Annotated in this window: 22 protein-coding genes and 2 pseudogenes; 6 read left to right on the top strand and 18 right to left on the bottom strand. The window is 62.8% G+C overall.

The features are described 5' to 3' along the window. Nucleotides 1-21: 21 nt before the first annotated feature. A complete protein-coding gene (locus tag ETW23_RS02595; RefSeq protein WP_134829026.1) occupies nucleotides 22-1,164 on the bottom strand; it encodes an alpha-D-ribose 1-methylphosphonate 5-triphosphate diphosphatase in 1,143 nt (380 codons plus the stop codon). Between the two features lie 50 nt (nucleotides 1,165-1,214). Here ETW23_RS02595 and ETW23_RS02590 point away from each other — a divergent pair, with 50 nt between their 5' ends. Beyond that, nucleotides 1,215-1,898 carry a DUF1045 domain-containing protein gene (locus tag ETW23_RS02590; protein ID WP_134829025.1) on the top strand — a complete coding sequence of 228 codons (684 nt, stop codon included), beginning with the start codon at nucleotides 1,215-1,217 and terminating at the stop codon, nucleotides 1,896-1,898. Here the strand turns inward: ETW23_RS02590 and phnN are convergent. The 7 genes and pseudogenes from phnN to phnG form a co-directional block, all read right to left on the bottom strand. Beyond that, complete coding sequence (gene phnN, locus ETW23_RS02585) at nucleotides 1,880-2,440, bottom strand: phosphonate metabolism protein/1,5-bisphosphokinase (PRPP-forming) PhnN (protein WP_134829024.1); 561 nt, start codon at nucleotides 2,438-2,440, stop codon at nucleotides 1,880-1,882. The two genes, ETW23_RS02590 and phnN, sit on opposite strands and share 19 nt — an antisense overlap. Next, nucleotides 2,437-3,120, bottom strand: a complete 684-nt coding sequence (phnL, locus tag ETW23_RS02580; RefSeq protein WP_134829023.1) for a phosphonate C-P lyase system protein PhnL — start codon at nucleotides 3,118-3,120, stop codon at nucleotides 2,437-2,439. Before phnL ends, phnN begins: the two co-directional genes overlap by 4 nt. Nucleotides 3,121-3,130: 10 nt before the next feature. Continuing rightward, on the bottom strand, nucleotides 3,131-3,901 hold the full coding sequence (phnK, locus tag ETW23_RS02575) for a phosphonate C-P lyase system protein PhnK (RefSeq protein ID WP_134829022.1): 771 nt from the start codon (nucleotides 3,899-3,901) through the stop codon (nucleotides 3,131-3,133). Continuing rightward, nucleotides 3,898-4,758 (bottom strand): alpha-D-ribose 1-methylphosphonate 5-phosphate C-P-lyase PhnJ, encoded by an 861-nt coding sequence (locus ETW23_RS02570; protein ID WP_134829021.1) that lies wholly within the window; start codon nucleotides 4,756-4,758, stop codon nucleotides 3,898-3,900. Before ETW23_RS02570 ends, phnK begins: the two co-directional genes overlap by 4 nt. Next, nucleotides 4,755-5,854: pseudogene (locus ETW23_RS02565) on the bottom strand (carbon-phosphorus lyase complex subunit PhnI). Before ETW23_RS02565 ends, ETW23_RS02570 begins: the two are co-directional and overlap by 4 nt. A gap of 3 nt (nucleotides 5,855-5,857) precedes the next feature. Continuing rightward, a complete protein-coding gene (phnH, locus tag ETW23_RS02560; RefSeq protein ID WP_134829020.1) occupies nucleotides 5,858-6,442 on the bottom strand; it encodes a phosphonate C-P lyase system protein PhnH in 585 nt (194 codons plus the stop codon). Then, a complete protein-coding gene (phnG, locus tag ETW23_RS02555; protein ID WP_134829019.1) occupies nucleotides 6,442-6,894 on the bottom strand; it encodes a phosphonate C-P lyase system protein PhnG in 453 nt (150 codons plus the stop codon). Before phnG ends, phnH begins: the two co-directional genes overlap by 1 nt. A 107-nt stretch (nucleotides 6,895-7,001) precedes the next feature. On the opposite strand from phnG, the gene phnF reads away from it, so the two are divergent. Next, nucleotides 7,002-7,715, top strand: coding sequence for a phosphonate metabolism transcriptional regulator PhnF (gene phnF, locus ETW23_RS02550; RefSeq protein ID WP_134829018.1), 714 nt, complete (start codon nucleotides 7,002-7,004; stop codon nucleotides 7,713-7,715). A 258-nt stretch (nucleotides 7,716-7,973) separates the two neighbouring features. Here phnF and ETW23_RS02545 read toward each other — a convergent pair whose 3' ends face one another. Genes ETW23_RS02545 through ETW23_RS02535 form a run of 3 tightly spaced genes read right to left on the bottom strand, consistent with a single transcriptional unit; the run spans nucleotide 7,974 to nucleotide 10,188 of the window. Then, nucleotides 7,974-8,777: a substrate-binding domain-containing protein gene (locus ETW23_RS02545; RefSeq protein WP_134829017.1), complete on the bottom strand. Its 804-nt coding sequence runs from the start codon at nucleotides 8,775-8,777 to the stop codon at nucleotides 7,974-7,976. Beyond that, a complete protein-coding gene (locus ETW23_RS02540; RefSeq protein WP_129372041.1) occupies nucleotides 8,774-9,484 on the bottom strand; it encodes an ATP-binding cassette domain-containing protein in 711 nt (236 codons plus the stop codon). The genes ETW23_RS02545 and ETW23_RS02540 overlap by 4 nt, the downstream gene beginning before the upstream one ends. After that, complete coding sequence (locus tag ETW23_RS02535) at nucleotides 9,484-10,188, bottom strand: ABC transporter permease (protein ID WP_129372042.1); 705 nt, start codon at nucleotides 10,186-10,188, stop codon at nucleotides 9,484-9,486. Before ETW23_RS02535 ends, ETW23_RS02540 begins: the two co-directional genes overlap by 1 nt. Before the next feature lie 289 nt (nucleotides 10,189-10,477). Between ETW23_RS02535 and nadA the strand changes: the two genes are divergently transcribed. From nadA to nadC, 3 genes are read left to right on the top strand one after another with little or no spacing between them, the layout of a single operon-like run. After that, nucleotides 10,478-11,530, top strand: a complete 1,053-nt coding sequence (nadA, locus tag ETW23_RS02530) for a quinolinate synthase NadA (RefSeq protein WP_129372043.1) — start codon at nucleotides 10,478-10,480, stop codon at nucleotides 11,528-11,530. 3 nt (nucleotides 11,531-11,533) lie between these two features. Next, entirely contained in the window at nucleotides 11,534-13,087 is a 1,554-nt protein-coding gene (locus ETW23_RS02525) for an L-aspartate oxidase (protein ID WP_134829016.1), read from the top strand. A gap of 10 nt (nucleotides 13,088-13,097) precedes the next feature. Next, nucleotides 13,098-13,952: a carboxylating nicotinate-nucleotide diphosphorylase gene (nadC, locus tag ETW23_RS02520; protein WP_134829015.1), complete on the top strand. Its 855-nt coding sequence runs from the start codon at nucleotides 13,098-13,100 to the stop codon at nucleotides 13,950-13,952. 45 nt (nucleotides 13,953-13,997) lie between these two features. Here nadC and ETW23_RS02515 read toward each other — a convergent pair whose 3' ends face one another. The 4 genes and pseudogenes from ETW23_RS02515 to ETW23_RS02500 form a co-directional block, all read right to left on the bottom strand. Further along, nucleotides 13,998-15,470 (bottom strand): hypothetical protein, encoded by a 1,473-nt coding sequence (locus ETW23_RS02515; protein ID WP_205879930.1) that lies wholly within the window; start codon nucleotides 15,468-15,470, stop codon nucleotides 13,998-14,000. Between the two features lie 81 nt (nucleotides 15,471-15,551). Beyond that, nucleotides 15,552-15,932 (bottom strand): GtrA family protein, encoded by a 381-nt coding sequence (locus ETW23_RS02510; protein WP_134831238.1) that lies wholly within the window; start codon nucleotides 15,930-15,932, stop codon nucleotides 15,552-15,554. Nucleotides 15,933-15,934: 2 nt separating this feature from the next. Then, nucleotides 15,935-16,912 carry a glycosyltransferase family 2 protein gene (locus ETW23_RS02505; RefSeq protein WP_129372049.1) on the bottom strand — a complete coding sequence of 326 codons (978 nt, stop codon included), beginning with the start codon at nucleotides 16,910-16,912 and terminating at the stop codon, nucleotides 15,935-15,937. A 202-nt stretch (nucleotides 16,913-17,114) separates the two neighbouring features. After that, a pseudogene (locus ETW23_RS02500) lies at nucleotides 17,115-19,099 on the bottom strand (CocE/NonD family hydrolase). 141 nt (nucleotides 19,100-19,240) lie between these two features. Between ETW23_RS02500 and ETW23_RS02495 the strand changes: the two are divergent. Then, a complete protein-coding gene (locus ETW23_RS02495) occupies nucleotides 19,241-20,029 on the top strand; it encodes a helix-turn-helix transcriptional regulator (protein ID WP_134829014.1) in 789 nt (262 codons plus the stop codon). A gap of 33 nt (nucleotides 20,030-20,062) precedes the next feature. On the opposite strand, the gene ETW23_RS02490 is transcribed toward ETW23_RS02495, so the two are convergent. The 3 genes from ETW23_RS02490 to ETW23_RS02480 all read right to left on the bottom strand — a co-directional run bounded on the left by ETW23_RS02490 (nucleotide 20,063) and on the right by ETW23_RS02480 (nucleotide 23,104). Next, complete coding sequence (locus ETW23_RS02490; RefSeq protein ID WP_134829013.1) at nucleotides 20,063-21,166, bottom strand: CaiB/BaiF CoA-transferase family protein; 1,104 nt, start codon at nucleotides 21,164-21,166, stop codon at nucleotides 20,063-20,065. A gap of 163 nt (nucleotides 21,167-21,329) precedes the next feature. Further along, nucleotides 21,330-22,883, bottom strand: a complete 1,554-nt coding sequence (locus tag ETW23_RS02485; RefSeq protein WP_134829012.1) for a polyamine aminopropyltransferase — start codon at nucleotides 22,881-22,883, stop codon at nucleotides 21,330-21,332. Next, the gene (locus tag ETW23_RS02480) at nucleotides 22,880-23,104 is read right to left on the bottom strand and encodes a DUF350 domain-containing protein (protein ID WP_129372054.1); all 225 of its coding nucleotides are present in this window, start codon (nucleotides 23,102-23,104) and stop codon (nucleotides 22,880-22,882) included. Before ETW23_RS02480 ends, ETW23_RS02485 begins: the two co-directional genes overlap by 4 nt. Nucleotides 23,105-23,106: the final 2 nt, after the last annotated feature.

Below are 23,106 nucleotides of genomic sequence, written 5' to 3'. Positions count from 1 at the left end.
CGCTTCCGGATTCTGGGCCGCTCAGGCCACACGCTCCCCGCGCGACCAGACCCCGCGCAGGACGGGTGCGCCGGCTTTCAGCCGGAACCGGATCAGATCCGCGCGCTGACCGGTTTCCAACCGCCCGCGATCACCCAGCGCAACTGCATCGGCCGGCGCATGGGTTACCGTGCCCAGGCCGCGCGCCATGTCGCCCCACAGATCGCCCAGCTGAACTGCCGCCATCAGCAAAGCCGCAGGGACATAGTCTGACGAAAGAATGTCCAGCAGTTCCAGCTCCGCCAGCTCATGCGCCGCCACATTGCCGGAATGCGAACCGCCGCGGATCAGGTTCGGCGCCCCCATCATGACTTTGATCCCATTCGTATGACAGGCCTGCGCCGCCTCTACCGTTGTCGGAAATTCCGCCAGGCTGATGCCATGACGGGCTGAAACAGCCACTTGACCCGCGGTGGTATCGTCATGACTGGCCAGCACCGCACCGAACCGCCTGGCGGCTTTCACCGCCTCAGCTTCATGCACGTCGCCGTAGGTTTCGCGCAGCCCTTTCAGATGCGCGACATGGGCCTGAAAAGCCGCATCATCAAACCCATGCTTTCCCTTCACATATTGCTCAAGCTTTGCGAGATCGCGAAATTGCCGCTGACCCGGCGTGTGATCCATCAGCGAAACCAGCCCTACACGGTCCGCATCTCCAAATGCATTCAATTCATCTACCAGAGTATCACTGCAAACTTCGGCCCGCAGATGCAAAAAATGCGAGATCTTCAGCGCGCCTGCCGCCCGCAGCTCCAGCAGCTCGCTCGCCAGTCCGCGGGCATAGGCGCCATAGCGGCTTTCCCAGCGGCTGATCGACCCCACGCGCATGGCATCAAACACCGTGGTGATCCCAGTGCCCGCCAGTTCCGCATCATGGGCGATGATGGCGCTGGCATGCGGCCAGTCCACCTTGGGCCGGGGCTGGATGTGGCGTTCCAGATTATCGGTGTGCAACTCCACCAGCCCCGGGCAGACGCAGTCGCCCTCGCAGTCAATTGCGCCTGCCGGGATCGAAGCCCCTTCGGCAATATCAGTGATTTCACCGCCGGTGACCTTAACGCTGCCTGTCCGGGTTTCGCCCGGCAGCACCAGCATGGCATTGGCAAAGATTAAATCTTCTGTCATCTGAACTTCACATCTTTCGAGCTATGGAAGGCCACGTTTAGGAGGCCAATGTGACATTCACGCGATACGCGATCTATTACGCCCCGCCTGCCGGGGCAGCATGGAGCCGGTTTGCCGCCGGCTGGCTGGGCTGGGACATGGAAGCGGGTCTGGACATGCCTCACCCGCAGGTTCACGGGCTGGATGTGGCGGCAATCACCGATGTCCCGCGCAAATACGGGCTGCACGCCACCCTGAAGCCGCCGATGCGCCTCGCCGAGGGGCAGACCCGTTCGGCGCTTGAAGACGCCTGCGCGGCGCTGGCCGCCACGCATAAACCGGTCACGCTGGACGGTCTGCAACTGGCGCGGCTGGGCCGTTTCCTGGCCCTGCGCCCGGCCGGAGACGAGACCGCGCTGAAGGCGCTGGCCGCCGCCTGCGTGACAGAGCTTGACCGGTTCCGCGCGCCTGCCTCTGAGGCTGAGCTGGAGCGCCGCCGCGGCGCGGGGCTGCCCCCGGAGCAGGACGCAAACCTCAGCCGCTGGGGCTACCCTTATGTTCTTGACCAGTTCCGTTTTCACGTCACCTTGACCGGCAAGCTGCCCAAGCCGCAGCTGCCCGCGGTGCAGGACGCGCTCGACACGCATCTCCTCCCGCTGCTGCCTGCTCCCTTCGTGATCCGGGATCTGGCGCTGGTGGGCGAAGCAGCGGACGGCCGGTTCCACCTGATCCATCGCTACCCCCTTTCCGGCTGAATGGCGGCCAGCGCGGCCTGCACCGCCGCGCTGAGCGCACCGCTGTTGTCAATCTCATGCACACGGGCCAGCCCCTCAGGCAGCGGATTGGCGGCGCGCGTCAGACGGCGCCGCACCTCTTGCGCATCTTCCCGCCCGCGTGCCAGCAGACGGTCGGCCAGAACCTCCGGCGCGGCTGTCACTGACAGCACGATGAAATCCCCGAACACGTCCTGTGCCTTCAGCAGCACGGAACGCGAAAGGTTCACCAGCACGCCGCCCGATCCTTCCCGCAGCATTTCAATGTCGCGTGGAATGCCATAGTGCAGCCCGTGTGCCCGCCAGTGCAGGGCAAAGACCCCATTTTCTGCCAGCGCCGAAAACTCAGGTTCCGTAACCGCCTGATAGTCCTCTCCGCCCGCCTCTGGCGCGCGGGTGATAACCCGGCGCATCAGCCGCAGCTGCGGGCCGGATACCGCCAGGGCAGACATTAAACTATCCTTGCCCACCCCCGATGGCCCGACCACCGCGATGACGGGTCCCTTTTCAGAAGGCGCACTCATGCCGCGGCCTGGGTCGCAAAGCCCGACACATCCACGAACCGGTCGCAAACCTGCTGGCGCGCCGTCTCATCATGAAAAATGCCGATGATCGCCGCCCCGCGCGCCTTGGCACTTTCTATCAAACCCAGCACGATGGCGCGGTTCCTGGCATCAAGGCTCGCTGTCGGCTCATCCAGCAGCAGCGCCGGATAGCCATAGGCAAAGCCGCGGGCGATATTCACCCGCTGCTGCTCCCCGCCCGAAAATGTGGTCGGGCTAAGGCTCCACAGCCGTTCCGGAATGTTCAGCTGCGCCAGCAGCGAGGCCGCCGTATCACGCGCCTGTTCTATTGGCGTGCCAACCGCAAGCAGCGGCTCAGCCACCACATCCAGTGCCGGAACCCGCGGCACCACGCGCAGGAACTGGCTGACATATCCCAAGGTCTCGCGGCGCAACGCCAGAATCTCACGCGGCGCGGCTTTGGCAACATCCACCCCGCCGACCATCACACTGCCGGACGCTGCCAGATAGTTGCCGTAGATCACCCGCATCAGGGTGGACTTACCCGCCCCGGACGCGCCGGTCAGGCCAACGCACTCACCCGGCTTTACACGCAGCGTGGCGTTTTCCATCACCGGGATCACTGCGCCGCCCTGATTGTGCAGGGTGAAGCTTTTGCTTACCTTATTCAGTTCAATCATCACCCTGTCCTCAGACTTGCAGCACGCTGGAGACCAGCAGCTGGGTATAGCCATGCTGGGGATCATCCAGCACCTGATCGGTCAGCCCGGTTTCAACCACATGGCCGTCCTTCATCACCATCAGCCGGTCCGCCAAAAGACGCACCACCGCCAGGTCGTGGGTGACGATGATGGCGCTCAGCCCCATCTCGCGAACCAGCCCCCGCAACAGATCCAGCAATCGCGCCTGGACCGAGACATCAAGGCCGCCGGTCGGTTCATCCATGAACACCAGCCGTGGGCCGGTTACCAGATTGCGGGCGATCTGCAGCCGCTGCTGCATGCCGCCGGAAAAGGCTGACGGACGGTCATCAATGCGGTTGCCGGAAATCTCCACCCGGCCCAGCCAGTCCGCAGCGCGTTCCCGGATCGCGCCATAATGGCGGTCCCCGACTGCCATCAGCCGTTCGCCGATGTTACCGCCGGCACTGACGGACATGCGCAGCCCGTCGCGGGCGTGCTGATGCACAAACGCCCAGTCAGTGCGGCCGAGCATCCGGCGTTCCGGCTCGGACATGGTGACGGTATCCACAGGACCATCACCGCGGGTGTCAAAGATCACCTCTCCCCGGTCCGGCGTCAGATGGCCCGCCAGACTGTTCAGCAGCGTCGACTTGCCCGAGCCGCTTTCACCCACGATCCCCATCACCTCGCCGGGGTAGAGATCAAAGCTCACATCCGTGCAGCCGACCCGCGCGCCATACATTTTGGCAACGTTTTTCACTTGCAGCAAAGGTATCATTGCGCTGCCTCCTCACCCAGGCGGCCAGTATGGCCTGCGCCGCGCCGCGAGCGGCAGTAATCAGTGTCGGAACAGACAAACATCCGGCTGCCCGCATCATCCAGGATCACCTCGTCCAAATAGCTGTCTTCCGCCGCGCATAGATCGCAAGCGTGATCCGCTTTGCTGGCTTCAAACGGGTAGTCCTCAAAATCCAGCGAGACGACTTTGGTATAGGGCGGCACTGCATAAATGCGCTGTTCCCGGCCTGCGCCGAACAGCTGGATCGCCGCCATTTCCATCTTGGGGTTGTCGAACTTCGGGATCGGCGAGGGATCCATCACATAGCGCCCTTCGACCTTCACCGGATAGGCATAGGCGGTGGCAATTGCACCGTGCTGGCTGATGTCCTCATACAGTTTCACATGCATCAGCCCGTATTCCTGCAAGGCATGCATTTTGCGGGTTTCTGTTTCCCGCGGCTCCAGAAACCGCAGCGGCTCCGGGATCGGCACCTGATAAACAAGGATCTGATCTTCGGTCAGCTCCGCCTCGGGGATCCGGTGGCGGGTCTGGATGATGCTGGCCTTCTCGGTTTCCTCGGTGGTTTCAACACTCGCAGTCTTTTCAAAGAACTTGCGGATCGACACCGCGTTGGTGGTGTCGTCGGCTCCTTGGTCGATCACTTTCAGCGTGTCATCCGGCGTCAGCGTGGCTGCCGAGACCTGCACACCGCCTGTACCCCAGCCATAGGGCATCGGCATCTCACGGCTGGCAAAAGGCACCTGATAGCCCGGCACCGCCAGCCCTTTGAGGATTGCCCGGCGGATCATCCGCTTGGTCTGCTCATCCAGATATGCAAAGTTGTAGTCGTTCATTCCGCAGCCTCCCGTGCCGCCAGCGTCTCTGCCAGTTCCGCCGCTTCCCGGCGCAGTTTGCGGACAAGTTCCAGTTCGGACTGGAAATCCACGTAGTGGGGCAGCTTGATGTGCTCCAGAAACCCGGTGGCCTGAATGTTGTCGGCATGGCTCAGGACAAATTCCTCATCCTGCGCAGGCGCGCCGACATTGTCCTCGCCCAGTTCCTTCCAGCGCAGCGCGCGGTCAACCAGCGCCATGGCGATGGACTTGCGTTCTGACTGCCCGAACACCAGGCCATAGCCGCGGGTGAACTGCGGCGGCACCGTCTTGGAACCCTTGAACTGGTTCACCGTTTCGCATTCGGTCAGCTCCACCTCGCCGATCTCGATGGCAAAGCCCAACTCCGGGATTTCCATCTCCACCGGCACCGTGCCGATGCGCAGCTCACCGACAAAGGCGTGGTTGCGTGCATAGCCGCGCTGGGTGGAGTACGCCATGCCAAGGATAAAGCCCTCGTCCCGCGGGTCAGCGACTGCAGGCGTAGGGCACGCCCAGCAGGGAAGGACATCGGCTCGCGGGTCAGATCGCCCGGCGCAGCGTCCGAGGACGGCTCACGCTCGATAATGTCCTCGCCTTGCAGAAATCCGGTGATATGCGGCGTTTCTTCCATGCGCGGGTCGGCAACCGGAGCCTCGGGCACTTCGCCGTCCGCAGCCAGCTTAAAGTCCAGAAGCCTATGGGTATAGTCGAACGTCGGACCCAGCACCTGGCCCCCCGGTGCATCCTTGAAGGTCGCGGAAATCCGGCGGTCGCAGGCCATCCCGCCGGTTTCCACCGGCAGCGTATAGCCGAACCGCGGTAAGGTGGTGCGGTAAGCTCGGATCAAAAAGATCGCCTCAATCAGGTCGCCGCGCGATTGTTTGATCGCCAGCGCCGCCAGATCCGGATCATAAAGAGACCCTTCCGCCATCACCCGGTTTACCGCCAAACTTAGCTGTTCGCGGATCTGGGCAAGAGACAGCTCCGCCACATCCCTATCACCGCGGCGCTCTTCCGCCAGCCAGGCGTGGGCGTTGTCAATCGCCCGCTCGCCGCCTTTTACTGCAACATACATCGTTCAGGCCTCCGCGTTGATTTGGGTGGACCGGGGCAGCGCAGCCAATTGCGCCCCGCAGGTAAAAAAAAAGTCCATCCCCAGCGGGTAAAGCATCGCGTTGTTCTGCAAGGCTTCCAGCTCAGGCAGCGCCATCTTTGCGGTATCCTTGATACCGGGCCCGGACAGGACGGCATTGGGCGCGCCGAACGCCGGCACTTCCACAATCAGGGTGGCAGAGCGATCCGGATACTCCGGCGTCCCGATGCGGAAGCGGTCAAGCGGCATCAGCGCAGCCCAGCTGCCAAGGACAAAATCCGCCTGTTCCGCCGCCACGATAGGCGCGCCGGTGTGAAATGACAGCCAGCAGCGCAAGGCTTCGCTGTCCACGTCCGGGGCCAGATAGACACCGGTTTCCGGATCGCACAGGGTCAGCAGCAGGCTTCCAGCAGCAACCGATATCCCGTCGGGCGGTATGGCGCCGGTGATATCTTCGATCCGGCCAGGCCGTGCCATCGCATTCATCGCTGCGCGAAACGCTTGGGCCGAAACCACCGGCGGATTGCTGAACCCGCCGGCATAGGCCGTGTTCTGAGACTGCCGAGGCATCAGTCTTCCCCCCGCACCATTGTAAAAAACTCAACCTTGGTTGCCGCAGCCTTGGCGGCCCGGGCCGTCTTGCAGGCCTTGCGTTCGGCGGCCAGCGGTTCCAGCACTGCAGTACGCAGGGCCGCCGCCGCACCGGTCTGCATCAACGCGTCGATCTTGGCGGCCACTCCGGCCTTTGCCTTGCTGCGGCCCTGCACATAGCCGTGACCAACCGTTCCGTCCTCCAATGACAGCGCACAGCGGGTGATGGTCATCTCACCCAGATTGAACGAGGCGCCGGACCCGCCAATCCGGCCCCGGACCATAACGCCGCCTGCCTCCGGCGCGCGCAGCCATTCACAGGCGGGATCGGCCCCGTATTCTTGCCACAGCTCAGCGAGCCGGACCTCATCAGCAGAGGCCAGCAAGCTCATCCAGCCCTTGCGGTCTTCTGCGGGAAATTTCTTGTTCATTTGTCTAAGTCTCTTGGCCAGGTTGTCTATAAAAACTATACAACTAGACAAATGCTATCTGAGTCGCCCCTGCCGGCGCAATCCAAGACTTGTGAAAGTTACATGACATGGCCCGCACCCCCGTTTGGAAGTCCATCGCCATTGCCCTGACAGACGACATCGCACAGGGCCGCTACGAGACTGGCGGCAAGCTGCCCGCCGAGGCGCAGCTGTCGGCCCGTTTCGGAGTGAACCGCCACACTGTGCGCCGGGCGTTGGCCGATATGGCGGAACAGGGCCTGGTGCACCCGCGCCGCGGCGCCGGGGTGTTCGTGGCGGCCAAGCCGACGGATTATCCAATCGGCAAGCGGGTGCGCTTTCACCAGAACCTGACTCGCGAGGGGCGCAGCCCTGCCAAACAGATCCTGATGCTGGAGACCCGCGCCGCGGCGCCCCGTGAAGCCAATGCGCTGCAGCTGGATCCCGGCGCCCAGGTGCATGTCTATGACGGGCTGTCCCTTGCTGACGGCCAGCCCATTGCCCTGTTTCAAAGCATCTTTCCCGCGGACCGGTTTCCGGGAATTCTGAACGCATTGAAAGATCTGCGCTCGGTTACGGCGGCATTGCAAAAACAGGGTGTTGAGGACTACACCCGCGCCGAAACCCGGATCACGGCCAAACTCGCCAACGCGACCCAGGCCCTGCATCTGAAGATTGCCGAAGGCAGCCCGATCCTGCGCACCACCGGCATCAATACAGATCCTGAGAACCGCCCCGTCGAGTTTGGCCGAACCTGGTTTGCCGGCGACCGGGTCACCTTGACCGTCGGCGGCGAGGCCTGAAGCAAAAAGCTCCCGCCTGTTCCGGCGCATTTTGAAAATGCACCTCTCAGTTGGGCCGGGCACCGCGCTGGCGCGCGGCGCGCAACCGCTTCAGCCGCAACTGCAGTGTGTTCGATTGCAACGCCCCCTGCCGCGCGCAGCGCGGCTGCCACGCCCAACCATTGCAGGGTATCTTTGATACCCGGAATGGGCGGGAGTACCACCGCAATGGAACAGCCCCCGCAGACAGCGGAGGCTCAGCGTGCAGATCGAAAATCGCTATGGTTTGGCGTTGAACACAAACAGCGTCTCGCCATTGATCTGATACCCGTTGATCAGCTCTTGTGCTTTGTCAGAAACCAGCCAAGCCTCCAATTGCACCGCCAGGCTGTTCTTCACGTGACCATGTTTTTCCGGGTTCACCGGGATATAGGCGTATTGGTTGAACAGCACCGGATCGCCTGAAAACTGCAGCGCCAAGCCGCCTTTGTTGCCAAAGTTGAGCCAGCTTGCACGGTCCGACATGATGTAACCGTCCATGCCTGACGCCGTATTCAGAGCAGCCCCCATCCCCGCACCAACCGCACGGTACCAGTCGCCGAAATCCTTAGGATCAAGGCTGGCCGATGCCCACAGGCTCAGCTCTTTCTTGTGGGTGCCGCTGTCGTCGCCGCGGCTGACAAAGGCGGTCTCTGCGCCTGCAATCTTCTGCAGCGCGCTTGCAGCATCCGCGGCACCGGACACGCCGGCCGGATCCGCTTTTGGACCAATGAAGACAAAATCATTATACATGATCTCGCGGCGGTGGGTGCCGTACCCGCCAGCCAGGAACTTTCCCTCAGCCGTCTTGGAATGCACCAGAATCGCATCAACGTCACCGGCTTCGCCCAGCCTGAGCGCCTGACCGGTGCCAACAACCAAAAGCTGCAGATCCAGACCAAGATCGCTCTTGATCTCCGGCAGCAGGATCCCGGCCAGGCCCGAATTGTGGAAGGAAGTGGTCACCGCCATCTTCATCTCTTCCGCAAGCACTGCCGTGGCCATTGCCATTGAGGCAACCGCACCAATAATCAGATGTTTCATTCTACAATATCTCCGTTCAGAAATGCGCGTCCCTGAGGGGTTCCGGGTCCGGCAAAGAAATCTTTTGCCGGGCTGAATTCATGAATGCGGCCCTGCAGGACAAAGATCACCTCATCCGCCAGCCGCCGGGCCTGGCCCATATTGTGGGTGGACATCACCAGCCGCGTGCCGCTTTCCGATGCATGGGCCAGAATATCCTCGATCTCGCGGGTGGCGCGGCCGTCCAGCGCCGCGCAGGGCTCATCCAGGAACAGGACCTGCGGCTCACGCACCAGGGCGCGCGCAAGAGCCAGCTTCTGCCGCTCACCGCCGGACAGCATAGTCGCTTGGCGCTCCAGGATTGCCCCCAGCCCCACCCGGCCGGCCCAATCCGCCGCCCGTGCACGCGCTTCTTTGCGGGCCAGGCCGGTCAACCGCAACGGATAGGCGATGTTCTCGATCACCGAGCGCCGCATCATCACCGGGGTCTGGAACACAAAGGCCTGGTGCTTTTGCGCCTCTTCCAGCGGGCAGGCCCAGTCCAGGCTGCCGCCGTTCATCCGCACTATGCCATGCAGCATCTTCAGCAGCGTCGTTTTGCCCGCCCCATTGGGACCCACCACAATCGAGGTACCCTGCCCGCCCAGCGTCAGATCCACCGGCCCGACCAGAACCTTGCTGCGGCGGCGCACCATGGCGCCCTTGGCCACCAGCGGGAACATCTGCATCACCAGCGCCCCTCGCTCTCCGTCCGGCCCAGCCAGTGGATCGCCAGGTTCACGGCAATTGCCAGCGCGATCAGCACAAATCCCAGCCCCAGCGCCATGGCAAACTCGCCCTTGCCGGTTTCCAGCGCTATTGCCGTAGTCAGCACCCGCGTTGCGTGGTCGATATTGCCGCCCACCACCATGATCGCGCCAACCTCGCCAATCGCCCGGCCAAAGCCCGCCAGCGCCGCAGTCAGCAGCGCCCGCCGCCCGTCCCACAACAGCGCCCGAATGCGCTGCAGCTGGGTTGCGTTCATCGAGATCAGCAGATCATGGTAATCGCTCCACAGTTCCCGCAATGACTGATGCGCAATCGAGGCTACCAAGGGTACAACAATGATCACCTGCGCGATGATCATCGCTGTGGGCGTGAACAGCAGGCCAAACACGCCAAACGGTCCGGCCCGCGACAGGAACACATAGACTACCAGCCCCACTACGACCGGCGGCAGCCCCATCAGCGCATTCAGCACCGCAATTGTGGCCCGGCGCAGCCGGAACCTGCGCACCGCCAGAAACGCCGCCAAGGGCAGCGCAATGGCACAGGCAATAGCCAGCGCAGTCAGCGTCACCCGCAGCGAGCGCAGGGTGATTTCCACCAGATCCGCGTCCAGCGCCGCCAGCAACCAAAAGGCCTGGCTAAGTCCTGCCCACAGATCATTCATCGCGTCCGGTCACTCTCCCAAAGGCCAACTGCCGGCCCGGTCTAACATGGCTTTGCGCGGCTCCAAATCACAGGAGCAGACGCCGGGACAGCCAAAAACGGCAATCCGGCTGGAAAATTCTGCCCCCGATACCCATTTGAGAAGTAACGGCTTCCCGAAGATGCCGCCTGTTAGCGCCAAATCACCGCTTTTGGCTGCAAAAGCCTTCTCGCGTGCTTGCGTGCGCCAAATGAACATGAAACAACCCCCGTCCAAAGTGTCCCCTTGGACGCAACTTTGAGGACTTGCCATGTTCGACCTGCAATCCATGCGGGATCAACTCGCCAGCCAGTATGATCTGGCGCCCAATCCTGCCCTTGCCGAAAAGATGACGGATGTTTACGCGCGGATGAACCGTGTGGTGAACCCCATCGAATGGGTCGCCCATGCGCCCTATGTTGCAGCCATCCTTGAGCTGAAAAAGCAGCGCAATGCGGTGATCCTGGCGCATAACTACATGACGCCCGAGATCTATCACGGCGTATCGGACGTAGTTGGCGACAGCCTGCAGCTGGCGATCGAGGCGGCAAACGTCGAGGCCGATGTGATCGTCCAGTGCGGCGTGCATTTCATGGCTGAGACCTCCAAGATTCTCAGCCCGGACAAGACGGTGCTGATTCCCGACATGGAGGCCGGCTGCTCGCTGGCGGAATCAATCACCGCCGAGGGCATCGAACAAATGCGCGCCAAATACCCCGGCGCACCGGTCGTGTCCTACGTGAACACAACAGCTGAGGTGAAAGCCGCATCTGACATCTGCTGCACCTCGTCGAACGCGGCACAGATCGTCGCGGCGCAAGACAGCCACACCGTGATCATGACACCGGACCAGTATCTGGCCCAGAACGTCGCCAAACAGGTGCCGCAGAAAAACGTGGTCTGGTGGGAAGGCTCCTGCATCGTGCACGAGCAATACACCGCCCAGGATCTTCGCGATTTCCGCGAATGGAATCCCGGCACGCGGCTGATCGCCCACCCGGAATGCCCGCCCGATGTGGTGAACGAGGCCGATTTCTCAGGCTCCACCAGCGGCATTCTTAAATACGTGACTGATGAAAAGCCGGAAAAGGCGATGCTGATCACTGAATGTTCGATGGCCTCGAACATCGCCGATCAGCTGCCCGAGGTGGATTTTGTCGGCCCCTGCAACATGTGCCCTTACATGAAGAAGATCACGCTGGAGAAAATCCTCTGGTCTTTGCACACCATGTCCGAGCCGGTCGTGGTCGATGAAGTTGTGGCCGAAAAGGCCCGTGTGGCGGTTCAGCGGATGATTGACCTCAGCCAGAAACTTGGCGTCTGATCTGTGATCGAAACCGGCCGCATTGTTATTGCCGGCGCAGGTCTTGGCGCGCTCTACGCCGCGCTTGAGCTGGCACCGCGGCCGGTTCTGGTGATCTCACCGGAAACCTTGGGCAAGGGCGCAAGCTCTGCCTGGGCGCAGGGCGGCGTTGCGGCAGCCATGGCCAACCACGACACGCCCGAGGCCCACGCCGCCGACACTCTGCAGGCAGGCGCCGGCACGGTCGATGCTAAGGTGGCCGCGATGGTCACACGGGTCGCGCGCGCGCATATCGTCGACCTGACCGACCTTGGCACGCCATTTGACCGCGATGCGGACGGCAATTATGTGATGAGCCGCGAAGCTGCCCATTCCGCCGCCCGCGTGGTGCGCGTAAAGGGCGACCAGGCCGGCGGCAAGATCATGCAGACATTGATTTCTGCCGTGCGCGCAGCGCCGTCCGTGCAGGTGCTGGAAAACACCCAGGCAGTGCGGTTGGAAACCGAAGGCAATACCGTTACCGGCATCTGGATCACCCGCGCCGATACGCCTTCTGCCCCGGTGCTGGTCAAATGCCCTGGCGTGCTGCTGGCCGGCGGCGGCTCCGGCGGGCTTTATGCCCATACCACCAACCCGCCCCGCATCCGCGGTCAGGTGATCGGTTTTGCCGCCCGCGCCGGCGCCCGCATCGCCGACCCGGAATTTGTGCAATTTCACCCCACCGCCTTTGACATCGGCGAGGACCCGGCCCCGCTGGCGACCGAAGCATTGCGCGGCGAAGGCGCGGTGCTGATCAACGCGGATGGTGAACGCTTCATGCTGGCTGAGCACCCGGACGCCGAACTGGCCCCCCGCGACATCGTTGCCCGCGCGATTTTTGCCGAGACCCAAGGCGGCCGCCGCCCGATGCTTGACACAACCGAAGCACTCGGCGCCGAGGTGCTGACCCGCTACCCCACGGTCGCAGAAACCTGCGCCCGTGCAGGCATCGACCCGGTGCACAACCCGATCCCGGTTGCCGTCGCCGCACATTACCACATGGGCGGGGTCGAGGCCGACATGCAGGGCCGCAGCAGCCTGAAAAACCTCTGGGTCTGCGGCGAGGCGTCCTCCACCGGCCTGCATGGCGCCAACCGTCTGGCCTCTAACGGGTTGCTGGAAGCGCTGGTCTATGCCCGCAACGCAGCTCAGGACATCGCGTCGCTGGATACCCCCGTAAATGTGGATGAGATCCACCCGAGCTTCCCGCCGGGCGGACAGAATCTGGACGCTGCAGCGGTCAAAAACCTGCGGGAAACCATGACCGCGCATGCCGGCGTGCGCCGTACCGCCCAAGGCCTGAAACAGGCGCTGGCAGCCATTGCCCGGCTCGAAGCCGGGCAGGCCGCAGACGAGAATTTCGCCAATATGTGCGCTACCGCCACGCTGATCACCGCCGCTGCGCTTCAGCGCAAGGAAAGCCGGGGCGGTCATTTCCGCGACGACTTCCCCACGGCCGACCCTGCGCAGGCCCACCGCACCCGCATCACCCTGGACGAGGCCATGGCGATCCGTGACCGGATTGCCCCCGGGCCGTGAAGGAGCCGACATGAGCACTCAATTCGCCACCCTGCCCGACTTGATCCTGGAACCGATGGTGCGTGCAGCGCTGATGGAAGACCTAGGCCAGAACGGCGACATCACCACCCGCGCTGTGATCCCGGCCACCGCCGCCTACACCGCCCGGCTTAACGCCCGCGAGGACGGCGTGGTCTCCGGCATGCAGATCGCCCGGATCGCCTTTCACCTGGTGGATGCCGGGCTGAAGGTGGAAACGCTCCTGCCCGACGGCAGCCCCTGCCGTAAGGGCGACACGCTGATGACCATCGACGGCTCTGCCGCCTCGATCCTGTCGGGCGAGCGTGTGGCGCTGAACTTTGCCGGACGGCTGACCGGTATTGCCACCCTTACTGCTGCCTTTGCCGCCGAGACCAAGGGCACCGCCACCCGCATCACCTGCACCCGCAAGACCACGCCGGGCCTGCGCATCGCCGAAAAGCAGGCAGTTCTGCATGGCGGCGGTTACAACCACCGTTTCGGCCTGTCGGATGCCATCCTGATCAAGGACAACCACATCGCCGCGGCTGGCGGGGTGCGCGCCGTTCTGGACGCCGCCAAATCCAGCGTCAGCCACATGATGAAGGTGGAAATCGAAGTCGACACTCTGGACCAGCTGACCGAAGTCATCGCCACCGGCGGTGCAGATGTGGTTCTGCTGGACAACATGGATACCCCTACCCTGGCCAAGGCTGTGGAGATCGCCAAGGGCCAGGTGGTGACCGAAGCCTCTGGCAACATGCGCCTTGACCGCATTGCCGAAGTGGCTGCAACCGGGGTTGATTACATTTCCTCCGGCGCGCTTACCCATTCGGCGCGCACCCTGGATCTGGGCCTTGATTTCTAAGGCAGCCCCGAACCGCCGGACATACCGCCGGGCCAGTGCCCGGCGTTATTCGTCAGCCTGGCGGTTCTTCCGGGCGGCCTCCAGCTTGCCTTCCCGCAGCGCCTTGGGCGACAGCATCAGCACAGAACCGCCATCAATATGGCGCACCTCATAGCCCTGCCCCTCCAGCAAGCCGCCGCGCAACTCCCCGGGCAGGCCGGCACAGGCTTCAGGCCGGCTTTCGCACATCACGATGTCCCGCCCCGTCAGGTAATTCAGCCGGAATTCGACTGACTGATCCTTTTGCAGGTCCGACTTGTTGGCCGCTTCCAGGGACAGATAGGTTCCGGTGACATAAACCGTCCCCTCCCCGCCAGCCAGCTCTGCCGCCATGTCCTGGCTCAACCGGTTCCATTCGGTAGAGAAATAGTGGGTCAGCCCGGCAAAGATCACATACAGGGCCGTGAAGCCAAACAGCAGGTTGCGGCTCAGCCGGGCCCGCCCGCCGTCACGCAACTGAAGGGCGAACAAGCCGACAAAGATTGCGCCAAATGCCCACAGAAACCCGCCGGACCGCACCGGCATGTCGATGCCGCTGCGAATGACCTGCAGGCAGATCAGCGCCAGCCCCAGCCCGGCTCCGGACAGCATGTACAGCGCCCGCCATTTGTCCCGGCTCCACACGGCCCAAACGGCACAGCCAAGCACCGCAGTCTGAAGCAGCGCCAGCCCGGTGATGCTGTAACCGCCTTTCAGCACCAGGTTCACCAGGAAATCCGCGGCCAGTTTGGAATTTTTCAATGCCGAGGCCAGATCCTTCGCAGGGCTGGGATTGCGCCAGTCTGCCATCGGCACGCCGAACACCCCGTGCTCGGCGTAGTTCAGCGCGTAGATTGCCAGCATTCCTAGGGCAAAGCTGGCAATGAACAGCACCAGCAAACCCGCCAGGTCCTTTGCCGAACGTGCGGCGTCTGCGCGGGTCAGCCTCATCGCGAGGATCAAAAACGGGTAGGTCGTATAAGACATCAGCGCCGCCGGAACAAAGACCAGCATCAGCCAGCGGCACGCCCGTTCGCTCAGCCGGGTGGCAAGCCAGCCATAGAGCGCCAGAACTGCCAGCCCCGGAATCAATGTGTTGAACCACAGCGAGATCAGTACCCACGGCAGGCAGAGACCCGCCATCAGCGCCACCATCACCTGCTGCCAGACCTCCGCTTCACGATCCAGGGCATTGTGAACCAGGCAGCCCAGGTAAATGGCCCAAAACAGCTGATAGAGCACAAAATTGACCCAGGCCGGCGTCACCACGCCGCGCAGATGCCACAGGTAATTGACCCAGCGCCCTTCGGTCAGCGTTTTGGAATAAAACAGCTCAGGATCAGCGAGCAGTGCCGGGTAATCATCATGCCGGATCATCGGGTCCGGCAGTTGAAACAGCGCGCTCAGCAGCAGCATGGCAAACACGGCAGCAATCAGCTGCCACAGCCGGGCAGATGGCTTCACTCTGGAAACATCGCTGTAATTGAGGGACATGGTCATGCTGCGGTCTCCGGCCGGTAGCGTGGTAACTGGGGGATTTGGGCAGGCTGATCAGGTGCCATTTCAGCTCCAAGCGCGGCCTCAACAGGCCGCGGCATAAACCCAAACACGAAAGACGATGTAATTCTGCACTGGCAGCCAAACGGTGACCAAGGCACCGGAAACCCAATCCGGCCACCCCAATGCCGGCCCCAGCACCGCCGTTATCATGGCCGACACAACAAACCCGGCACCAATGGAGCAGGCAAACCGCACCATCTGATCCGGCAGGCTGAGCGGACGGCGGAACGTCCACCAGGTTTGCAAAACGTATTGCACCGTCACCGCAAAGGCAAAGGCCGCCGCATTGGCAAAACCCTGTGCCAGCCCGGCTGCCAGAAACAGCAGGTAGCCCGAGAAATAGATGCCGGCGACCAAGGTGCCGACGATGCAGAACCGGATGATCTGGCCCCAATCGCGCATTGTCACGACGCTTCCTTGTGCCGGGGGGCCGTTTCGATGTTCACCGGATCTGCTGCCGCCGCAGTGCCGGTTTCTTCCGACAAAAAGTACATGGGCCGCTGCTTGCTCTCCATATAGAGCCTGCCGATGTATTCCCCCATGATCCCCAGCGTCAGCAGCTGAATGCCCGAGAAGAAGGAAATCGCCAGCAGCATCGACGCCCAGCCCGGCGCGGTGTTGTGAAGGATCAGCGACAGGAACACATAGACCGCCATCAGGAAAGTCACATAAAGGCTCAGGAACGCCAGCCGTGTCGCCATTTTCAGCGGCTTGGTGGAGAACCCGGTCAGCGCGTCCGTCGCAAAGCGCAGCATGGCCCGGAACGGGTATTTGGTGACACCGGCAACCCGCGCATCGCGCACATATTCCAACCCGATCTGTTTGTAGCCTGCCCAGGCAAACATGCCGCGGATGAACCGCGCGCGCTCGGGCATTGCCAGCACTGCGTCCAGCGCGCGGCGGCTGACCAGACGGAAATCGCCGGTGTCCTTGGGGATATCCACATCCGACAGCGTATTCAGGAAACGGTAGAACCCATAGGCCGTGATCTTCTTGAAAAGGGTCTCCCCCTGCCGTTCGGCCCGGCGCCCGTAAACCACGTCATAGCCGCGGTCCATCATCATCATCATGTCCGGCAGGATTTCCGGCGGGTCCTGCAGGTCGGCGTCCAGCATAAAGACACGCGCGCCACGCGCAGCCTCCAGCCCCGCGGTCAGCGCCACCTGATGACCGCGGTTCGCCGACAGGCGGATGCCGCGCACCACAGGATATTTGGCATGGGCCGCCTCTATCGCCGCCCAGGTTTGGTCGCTGGATCCGTCATCCGCCAGGATGATCTCGGCGTCCTGCGCCCATGGTTCAATGGCCTGCACCAGCCGCTCCACCAGCATGGGGACCGACTCTTCTTCATTGTAGCAGGGCACAACAACGGAAAGCTGCACTTTCTCGCCCCCAATACTGTTTGTTAACCGCTCGTTAACCAAGATACTGGCCGATCCGGCACGGCCAAGGCAACGGCAGCCCGCTGAGGGTTTAATTTGCAATCAAATGGTTAAAGGCCTGTGTGTTTTTGGTAACGCACTATGTCAAAACCAAGGCAAATGCGGACGAATTGCCGAAAACCCGCCCGCATCCCGCCCTGGATTACAGCACGCCGCGCGGAATCACTTCCTGCCATTCCTTGGTCAGGACCACTTCCCTGTTTGCGCCCTCATAGGCCGTCACCCGGCGCCAGAGGTAAAAATTCTCCCGGTCGCAGGTCACCTTGTTTTCAGTGTCAATTGCAACCTGCCAGCCGCCACGCTCGAATTCGAAGTTCCAGTCGCTGGCAAAGGCTGCAGTGGCCGGATCATCCGGATGCACTTCGTAATGCATGGAGACATGGCTGCCTGCGCTCATGCCGTGGCTGGGATCCACCGCCTTGCCGTAATCGTCAAAGGTATCCAGCACCAGCGCGCCGTCTTCCCGGGTCCAGGTCCTGGAGGTGCCGCCAGCCGCCCGCAGCTGCTCCGCCTGCAGCACCGGATAGTCCCGCGGCGCGCCAGGGGCCTGCGGGTCGATCTCTTGCGAAACCCGCCGCTCGGGCAACACCAGCGTGCAAGCTTCGAGATGCAGCGTGACTTTTGCTGCCTCCGGCGCGGGCCAGACAATCGGCCAGTAGGACGTCGACAGCGCCAGCCGCAGCACGTGCCCCGCCTTCAGACGGTGCGCGCATTCATTCAACTCGATCTCCGCTTCATACCGCTCACCCGGCACCAGGTTTTGCGGCGCCTCAAACCCGGTGCGGCAGGTCAGGTTCAGCGGCCGGAAGGTGATCCGTTGCGAGACACCTTCAGGAGAGACATCACACAGCCGCGCCACCAGCTGCGCCACCGGCCTGTCGACGCTGAACGCCACCTTGACCCGCGGCCGGCCCAGCAGCTCCAGCGGTTCTGCCAGCGGCGCGCTGTCGAAACAGGCAGACAGCGCATCGTCGCCAGCCTGATCGCCCGCCAGTTCATTGTCGAACCGCATCCCCGGACAGAAATAGCCCGACGCCTGCCCCACCGTCGCCGGGCTGCTGACTGTCTGAGTGCCGCTTGCAGCCTCTCCGGCCAGCACGCCCTTGCCCAGATGCATCACCCGCTCCTGCACATTGGGTGAGGGCCACGCGGCTTCCGCCACCCAGCGCCCCTGACGCGGTTTGTTCTGCATCGACGGATTGAAATGCTCCTGCATGTAGACACGGTAGTCCGGCAGGTCTTCCGCCCCGGTCTCCTCGCCCTTCAGCCATTTGCCGAACCAGGTCAGCACCTCGCCATGGAAATCCGCCGGATCCAGCTTGGCGATATGGGCATAGCGGTGTTCCCACGGGCCGATCATCGCCTTGGCCGGCACGGTCAGATTGGCGGCCAGCGCGGGCGGCGCATTCACATAGGCATCCGCCCAGCCGGTGATTGCCAGCACCGGTGCCTGGATCGCCGGCCAGTCCTCGCAGACCGATCCATGCTTCCACTGGCCATCCCTGGTCTGTTGCCGCAGCCAGTCCGCGGCCATGAAAGGCATCTCTTCGATCCGCTTGATCCAATCCGCGCGCCAGTCCGGGCGCAGCTCAGGATCCGCAGGGCGCGACTGATAGGCAAACATCTGGCTGCCCCAGTTGGCGTTGTCGCTAAGGAGACAACCGCCCATGTAGTGGATATCATCGGCATAACGATCCACGGTCGAGGCAACCGAGACCACCGCTTTCAACGCCTCCGGGTGGCGGAACGCCAGCTGCAACCCGTTGAAACCGCCCCAGCTGATGCCAATCATGCCGATATTGCCATCGCACCAGTCTTGCGCTGCGATCCAGGCCAGAACCGCCTCGCCATCGCTCAGTTCCTGCTCGGAGTATTCATCGTCAAACACGCCCTCGCTGTCGCCGGTGCCGGCAATATCCACCCGGATGCAGGCATAGCCTTCGGTGGCGAAAACCGGATGCGTGGTTTCATCGCGGGGCGCTGTGCCGTCGCGCTTGCGATAGGGCAAATACTCCAAAATTGCCGGAAACGGCCCTCGCCTTCGGGCATCCACATCCGCGCCGCCAGCTTGCGCCCGTCCGGCAGGGTGATCCAGGTGTTTTCAATGATGCTGAATGTGCCGGGCATTTGGTCTTCCTTGTCTCAGTTCCGGGCGGTGCCCTTTGGCGGTACTCTTGCCAAACCGGCATCGAAAGAAAAGTGATCACTTGTACGCATATGTAAGCGAGTGTACGCAGTCAGACAGCCATTCCGTGAAAGCCCGCACCGATGCCCGACGATTTTTCCCGCAATTTGCGAAGGCTGTGCGCCGATACCGGCAGCATCGCTCAAGTCTGCCGCGAGATCGGTATGAACCGGCAGCAGTTTAACCGGTATCTCAACGGGCACGGCCTGCCTTCGGCCCACAATCTGCACCGCATCGCGCGTTACTTCGGGCTGGAGGAGGAGGCGCTGTTTACCCCGCATCAGGACTTTCGCCAGCAAAGGGGTGCTGCCGCCGCGGTGTCGGCCCCGGCCGTGCAATTCGGCAGCCTGTTCCGCGATCAGGCCCGGCGGCTGAGCCGTTTCATGGGCGTCTACCACGGTTATTTCCGCACCCCGACCTGGCCCGGCCAGATTCTGCGCACGCTGATCTGGCTGCGCCCGCAGGACGGCTGCGCCGTTACCCACACGTTTGAGCGCGCCATTGCCCGCGACGGCAGTATTCGCCAGCGCAGCCGCTATGCCGGCATGGCTACCCTCCGCAACAACCGGATCTGCATGTATGAAACGCCCCGCCGCGGCGGCGGCTACCTGTCCGAAACAGTGCTGATGCCCGCCCATCCGCAGCAGGTCTCCTACTTGCAGGGGCTGACCCTGGGGATCTCCGCAGGCCCCGGCCAGGCGCCCTTCGCCACAAACACCGTCTGGGTGCGGATCGGCGAAAGGACCTCGGCCCGCGAGGCGCTTGCCGCAACCGGTGCTTACCCTGAGGCCAGCCCCCGCATTGACCCGAAGGTACGGCGCCTGCTGGGAGAACAACCGCCGCTGAGCCTGAGCGCAGGCCCTCAGGTTTAACCGCACCCGCTCTGCCGCGTGCCGGGCTGCGGGTTACTCCGGCAGCGTCGGCGCTGATTTCTCCAGCGCCAGCTCCGCTTCCGAAAACGTCCACGGCCCCCGCACCCCCGGTACGCCTTCCGGCGCGATCTGCATCTGCCGGTGCTGGATCTGCGGATCCTCAAATGCCTGCCCGATGGTGTTGATCGGCCCCGCGGGCACTGTTGCCGCCTCCAGCGCTGCCAGCAGATCCGTTTGCGTCCAGGCCGCCAGCACCTCCTCCAGAACCGCCGTCAGCACCTTGCGGTTGGCAACCCGCAGCTGGTTGGTCTGGAACCGCGCATCCGCTTTGGCCTCGGCCAGCCCCAGCACATCGCACAGCCGCAGGAACTGCCCGTCATTGCCCACCGCCAGGATCACATGGCCGTCCTTCACTGCCATCACCTGATAAGGCGCGATATTCGGATGGTCATTGCCCAACCGCACCGGGCTGTCGCCAGTCGCCAGATAGTTCATCGCCTGGTTCGCCAGCAAGGCCGTCGCGCAGTCCATCAGCGACATATCCAGATGCTGGCCGCGGCCCGTTGTGTGGCGCTGCTCCACCGCCGCAAGAATGCCGATCGTGCCATAAAGCCCGGTGACAATATCGGTGATCGCCACCCCCACCTTCTGCGGCTGACCATCCTGCGCGCCGGTGATCGACATCAAGCCTGACATGCCCTGCAGCAGAAAGTCATAGCCCGCCCGCTTGGCATAAGGCCCGTCCTGGCCAAAACCGGTGACCGAGCAGTAGATCAGCCGCGGGTTGATCTGGGCCAGGCTGTCGTAATCCAGTCCGTATTTCTTCAGACCGCCGACCTTGAAGTTCTCGATCAGAATGTCTGCGTCACGGATCAGGTCAAGGACAGTCTGCTTGCCTTCCTCAGTCCGGAAATCAGCAACGACACAGTCCTTGCCCCGGTTGGCAGCATAATAATAAGCGGCGGTTTTATCGCCGTCCCGCTCAATGAACGGCGGCCCCCATTTGCGGGTATCGTCGCCGTCCGGGCTTTCCACCTTTACAACCTCAGCGCCCAGATCCGCCAGCGACTGGCCGATCCAGGGCCCGGCCAGGATACGGGCAAGCTCAACCACCTTAAGGCCGGCTAGCGGGGTCATGGGCATTCCTCCCTGTTGGTGCGTTGGTCTTTGCTGGATATGCTTAACGGCTGAAACAGCTCCGGGCAAGATTTGATCAAATCAACGCTTGCCCGGGTCCCGTGACAGGCCGGCTGCCAAAAACAGATATGTTCCGGGCTGTTTCCCGTGCCGGGATACGGCCTTACTCAAACCACTGGTCCCAGCCGTCCTGGTAATACCCGGCCAGCGCATGGGATTGCAGCGAGTTGATCGCCACGTCAACCGGCCCGGTGTCATCCCCAAAGACCTGCGCCGCCTGCCACACAGCGGCATTCAAGAACTTCAGCCCCGCAGGCAGTGTCAGTTCCCGCGGCCTTAGCGCCTGCGGCGTGGCCAGGACAAATCCCCAATCGCCAAAGCTTGGCACATAGGCGTGATACGGCAGTACCTGCAGCCCCTCGCCCGGACGGTAGGGATTGCGCGCCGCCTTCAGCGTCCCCGCCACCGACCAAAAAGCGCTGCGGGCAAACAAGGGCGAGCCGGCCTGGGTCACCACCACCCCTTGCGCGCTCAACCGTTCCATCAGCGCGCCATAAAACTGACGGGTATACAGCTTGGACAACGCCAGATTCTTGGGGTCCGGCAGATCCGCGATGATTACGTCAAAGACGCGATCCGTCCCCTCTACAAACTTCCACGCATCCATGTTGCGGATGGTTACACGTGAATCCTTCAGCGCCCCGCCATTCAGCGCCGACAACTGCGGATGGCCGCGGAACAGCTCCGTCACCCGCGGGTCAAGATCCACCAGCGTAACACTTTCCACCTCCGCCCAGCGCAGCACCTCGCGCACTGCCATGCCATCGCCGCCGCCCAGAATCAGCACATCCTTGCGCCGCGGCGCCAGCCCCATCGCCGGATGCACCAGGCTTTCGTGATAGCGGTGCTCATCCAACGTATCGAACTGGATCGAGTAATCCAGAAACAGCCGCACCCGGTCCTTGTAGCGGGTCACGGTGATCTGCTGATACAGCGTTGCCTCGCTCAGGATGATGTCGTCCTCAAACAGATCGGCTTCGGCCACCGACACCAGCCGCTCGGATTGCCACAGGCCCGCGAGCGTGGCGGTAAAAACCACGGTCCAGACTGCGGCCTGCGCCCGGCTGGCATCAGCGCGGAACACCCATAGCGACAGGCCGGCAACACCCAGGTTCAAGGCCCCGAAACTCAGGCTGGCCGACATCAGCCCCAGCTGCGGAATGATCAGCAGCGGAAAGGCGACCGAGGCCGCCAGCGCGCCGGCATAATCCACGCTCAGCACGTTTTCGAACCGGAACTCCGGCGCGCCGATCTGTTTCAGCACCCGCGCAATCAACGGGATTTCCATCCCAGACAGCACACCAACCAGCACCAGCAGCCCGTACAGGGGCACCGAAACGCTCTCCATCCAGGCATAGGAAAAGAAGATCGCCGGCGCCATGAAACCGCCGGCCACCCCCAGCCCGATCTGCGCCCAGATAAAGCCGCTCATCGCCTGACCGACAAAACGCGACAGCCAGGCGCCCAGCCCCATCGCCGACAGGAACACCCCGATCACCAGCGAGAACTGGCGCACGGAATCTCCCAGCAGGTAACTGGACAGCGTCGCCGCGATCAGCTCGTAAATCAGCCCCGAGACCGCCACCAGAAAGGTCGCCGCCAGCAGCCAGAACTCGCGCAGCCGCACGCCCCCGCTGTCAGGGGCCGCGCCGGTCATGACAGGATGACAGCCGCAATGATGATCGAGATGGACAGGAACAGAAAACCGATCAGCACCGCCAGCGCCATGTTCTGGTCCTGTTCGATCTCCTTCATGATCGGAAAGGGCGTCATCCAGTCGATCACTTTCCAGACCGCCCCCATCAGCGCCACGCCGACAAAGGTATAAAACACAGTGCTGATCAGCTCAGCGGCTTGGATGGCAGAGAAATACTCCATGG

The organism is Leisingera sp. NJS201, from assembly GCF_004535885.1.
Taxonomy (GTDB): Bacteria; Pseudomonadota; Alphaproteobacteria; order Rhodobacterales; family Rhodobacteraceae; genus Leisingera.
Note: the sequence above shows the minus strand (reverse complement) of the source record. Positions and strands in the feature narration are given on the sequence as shown.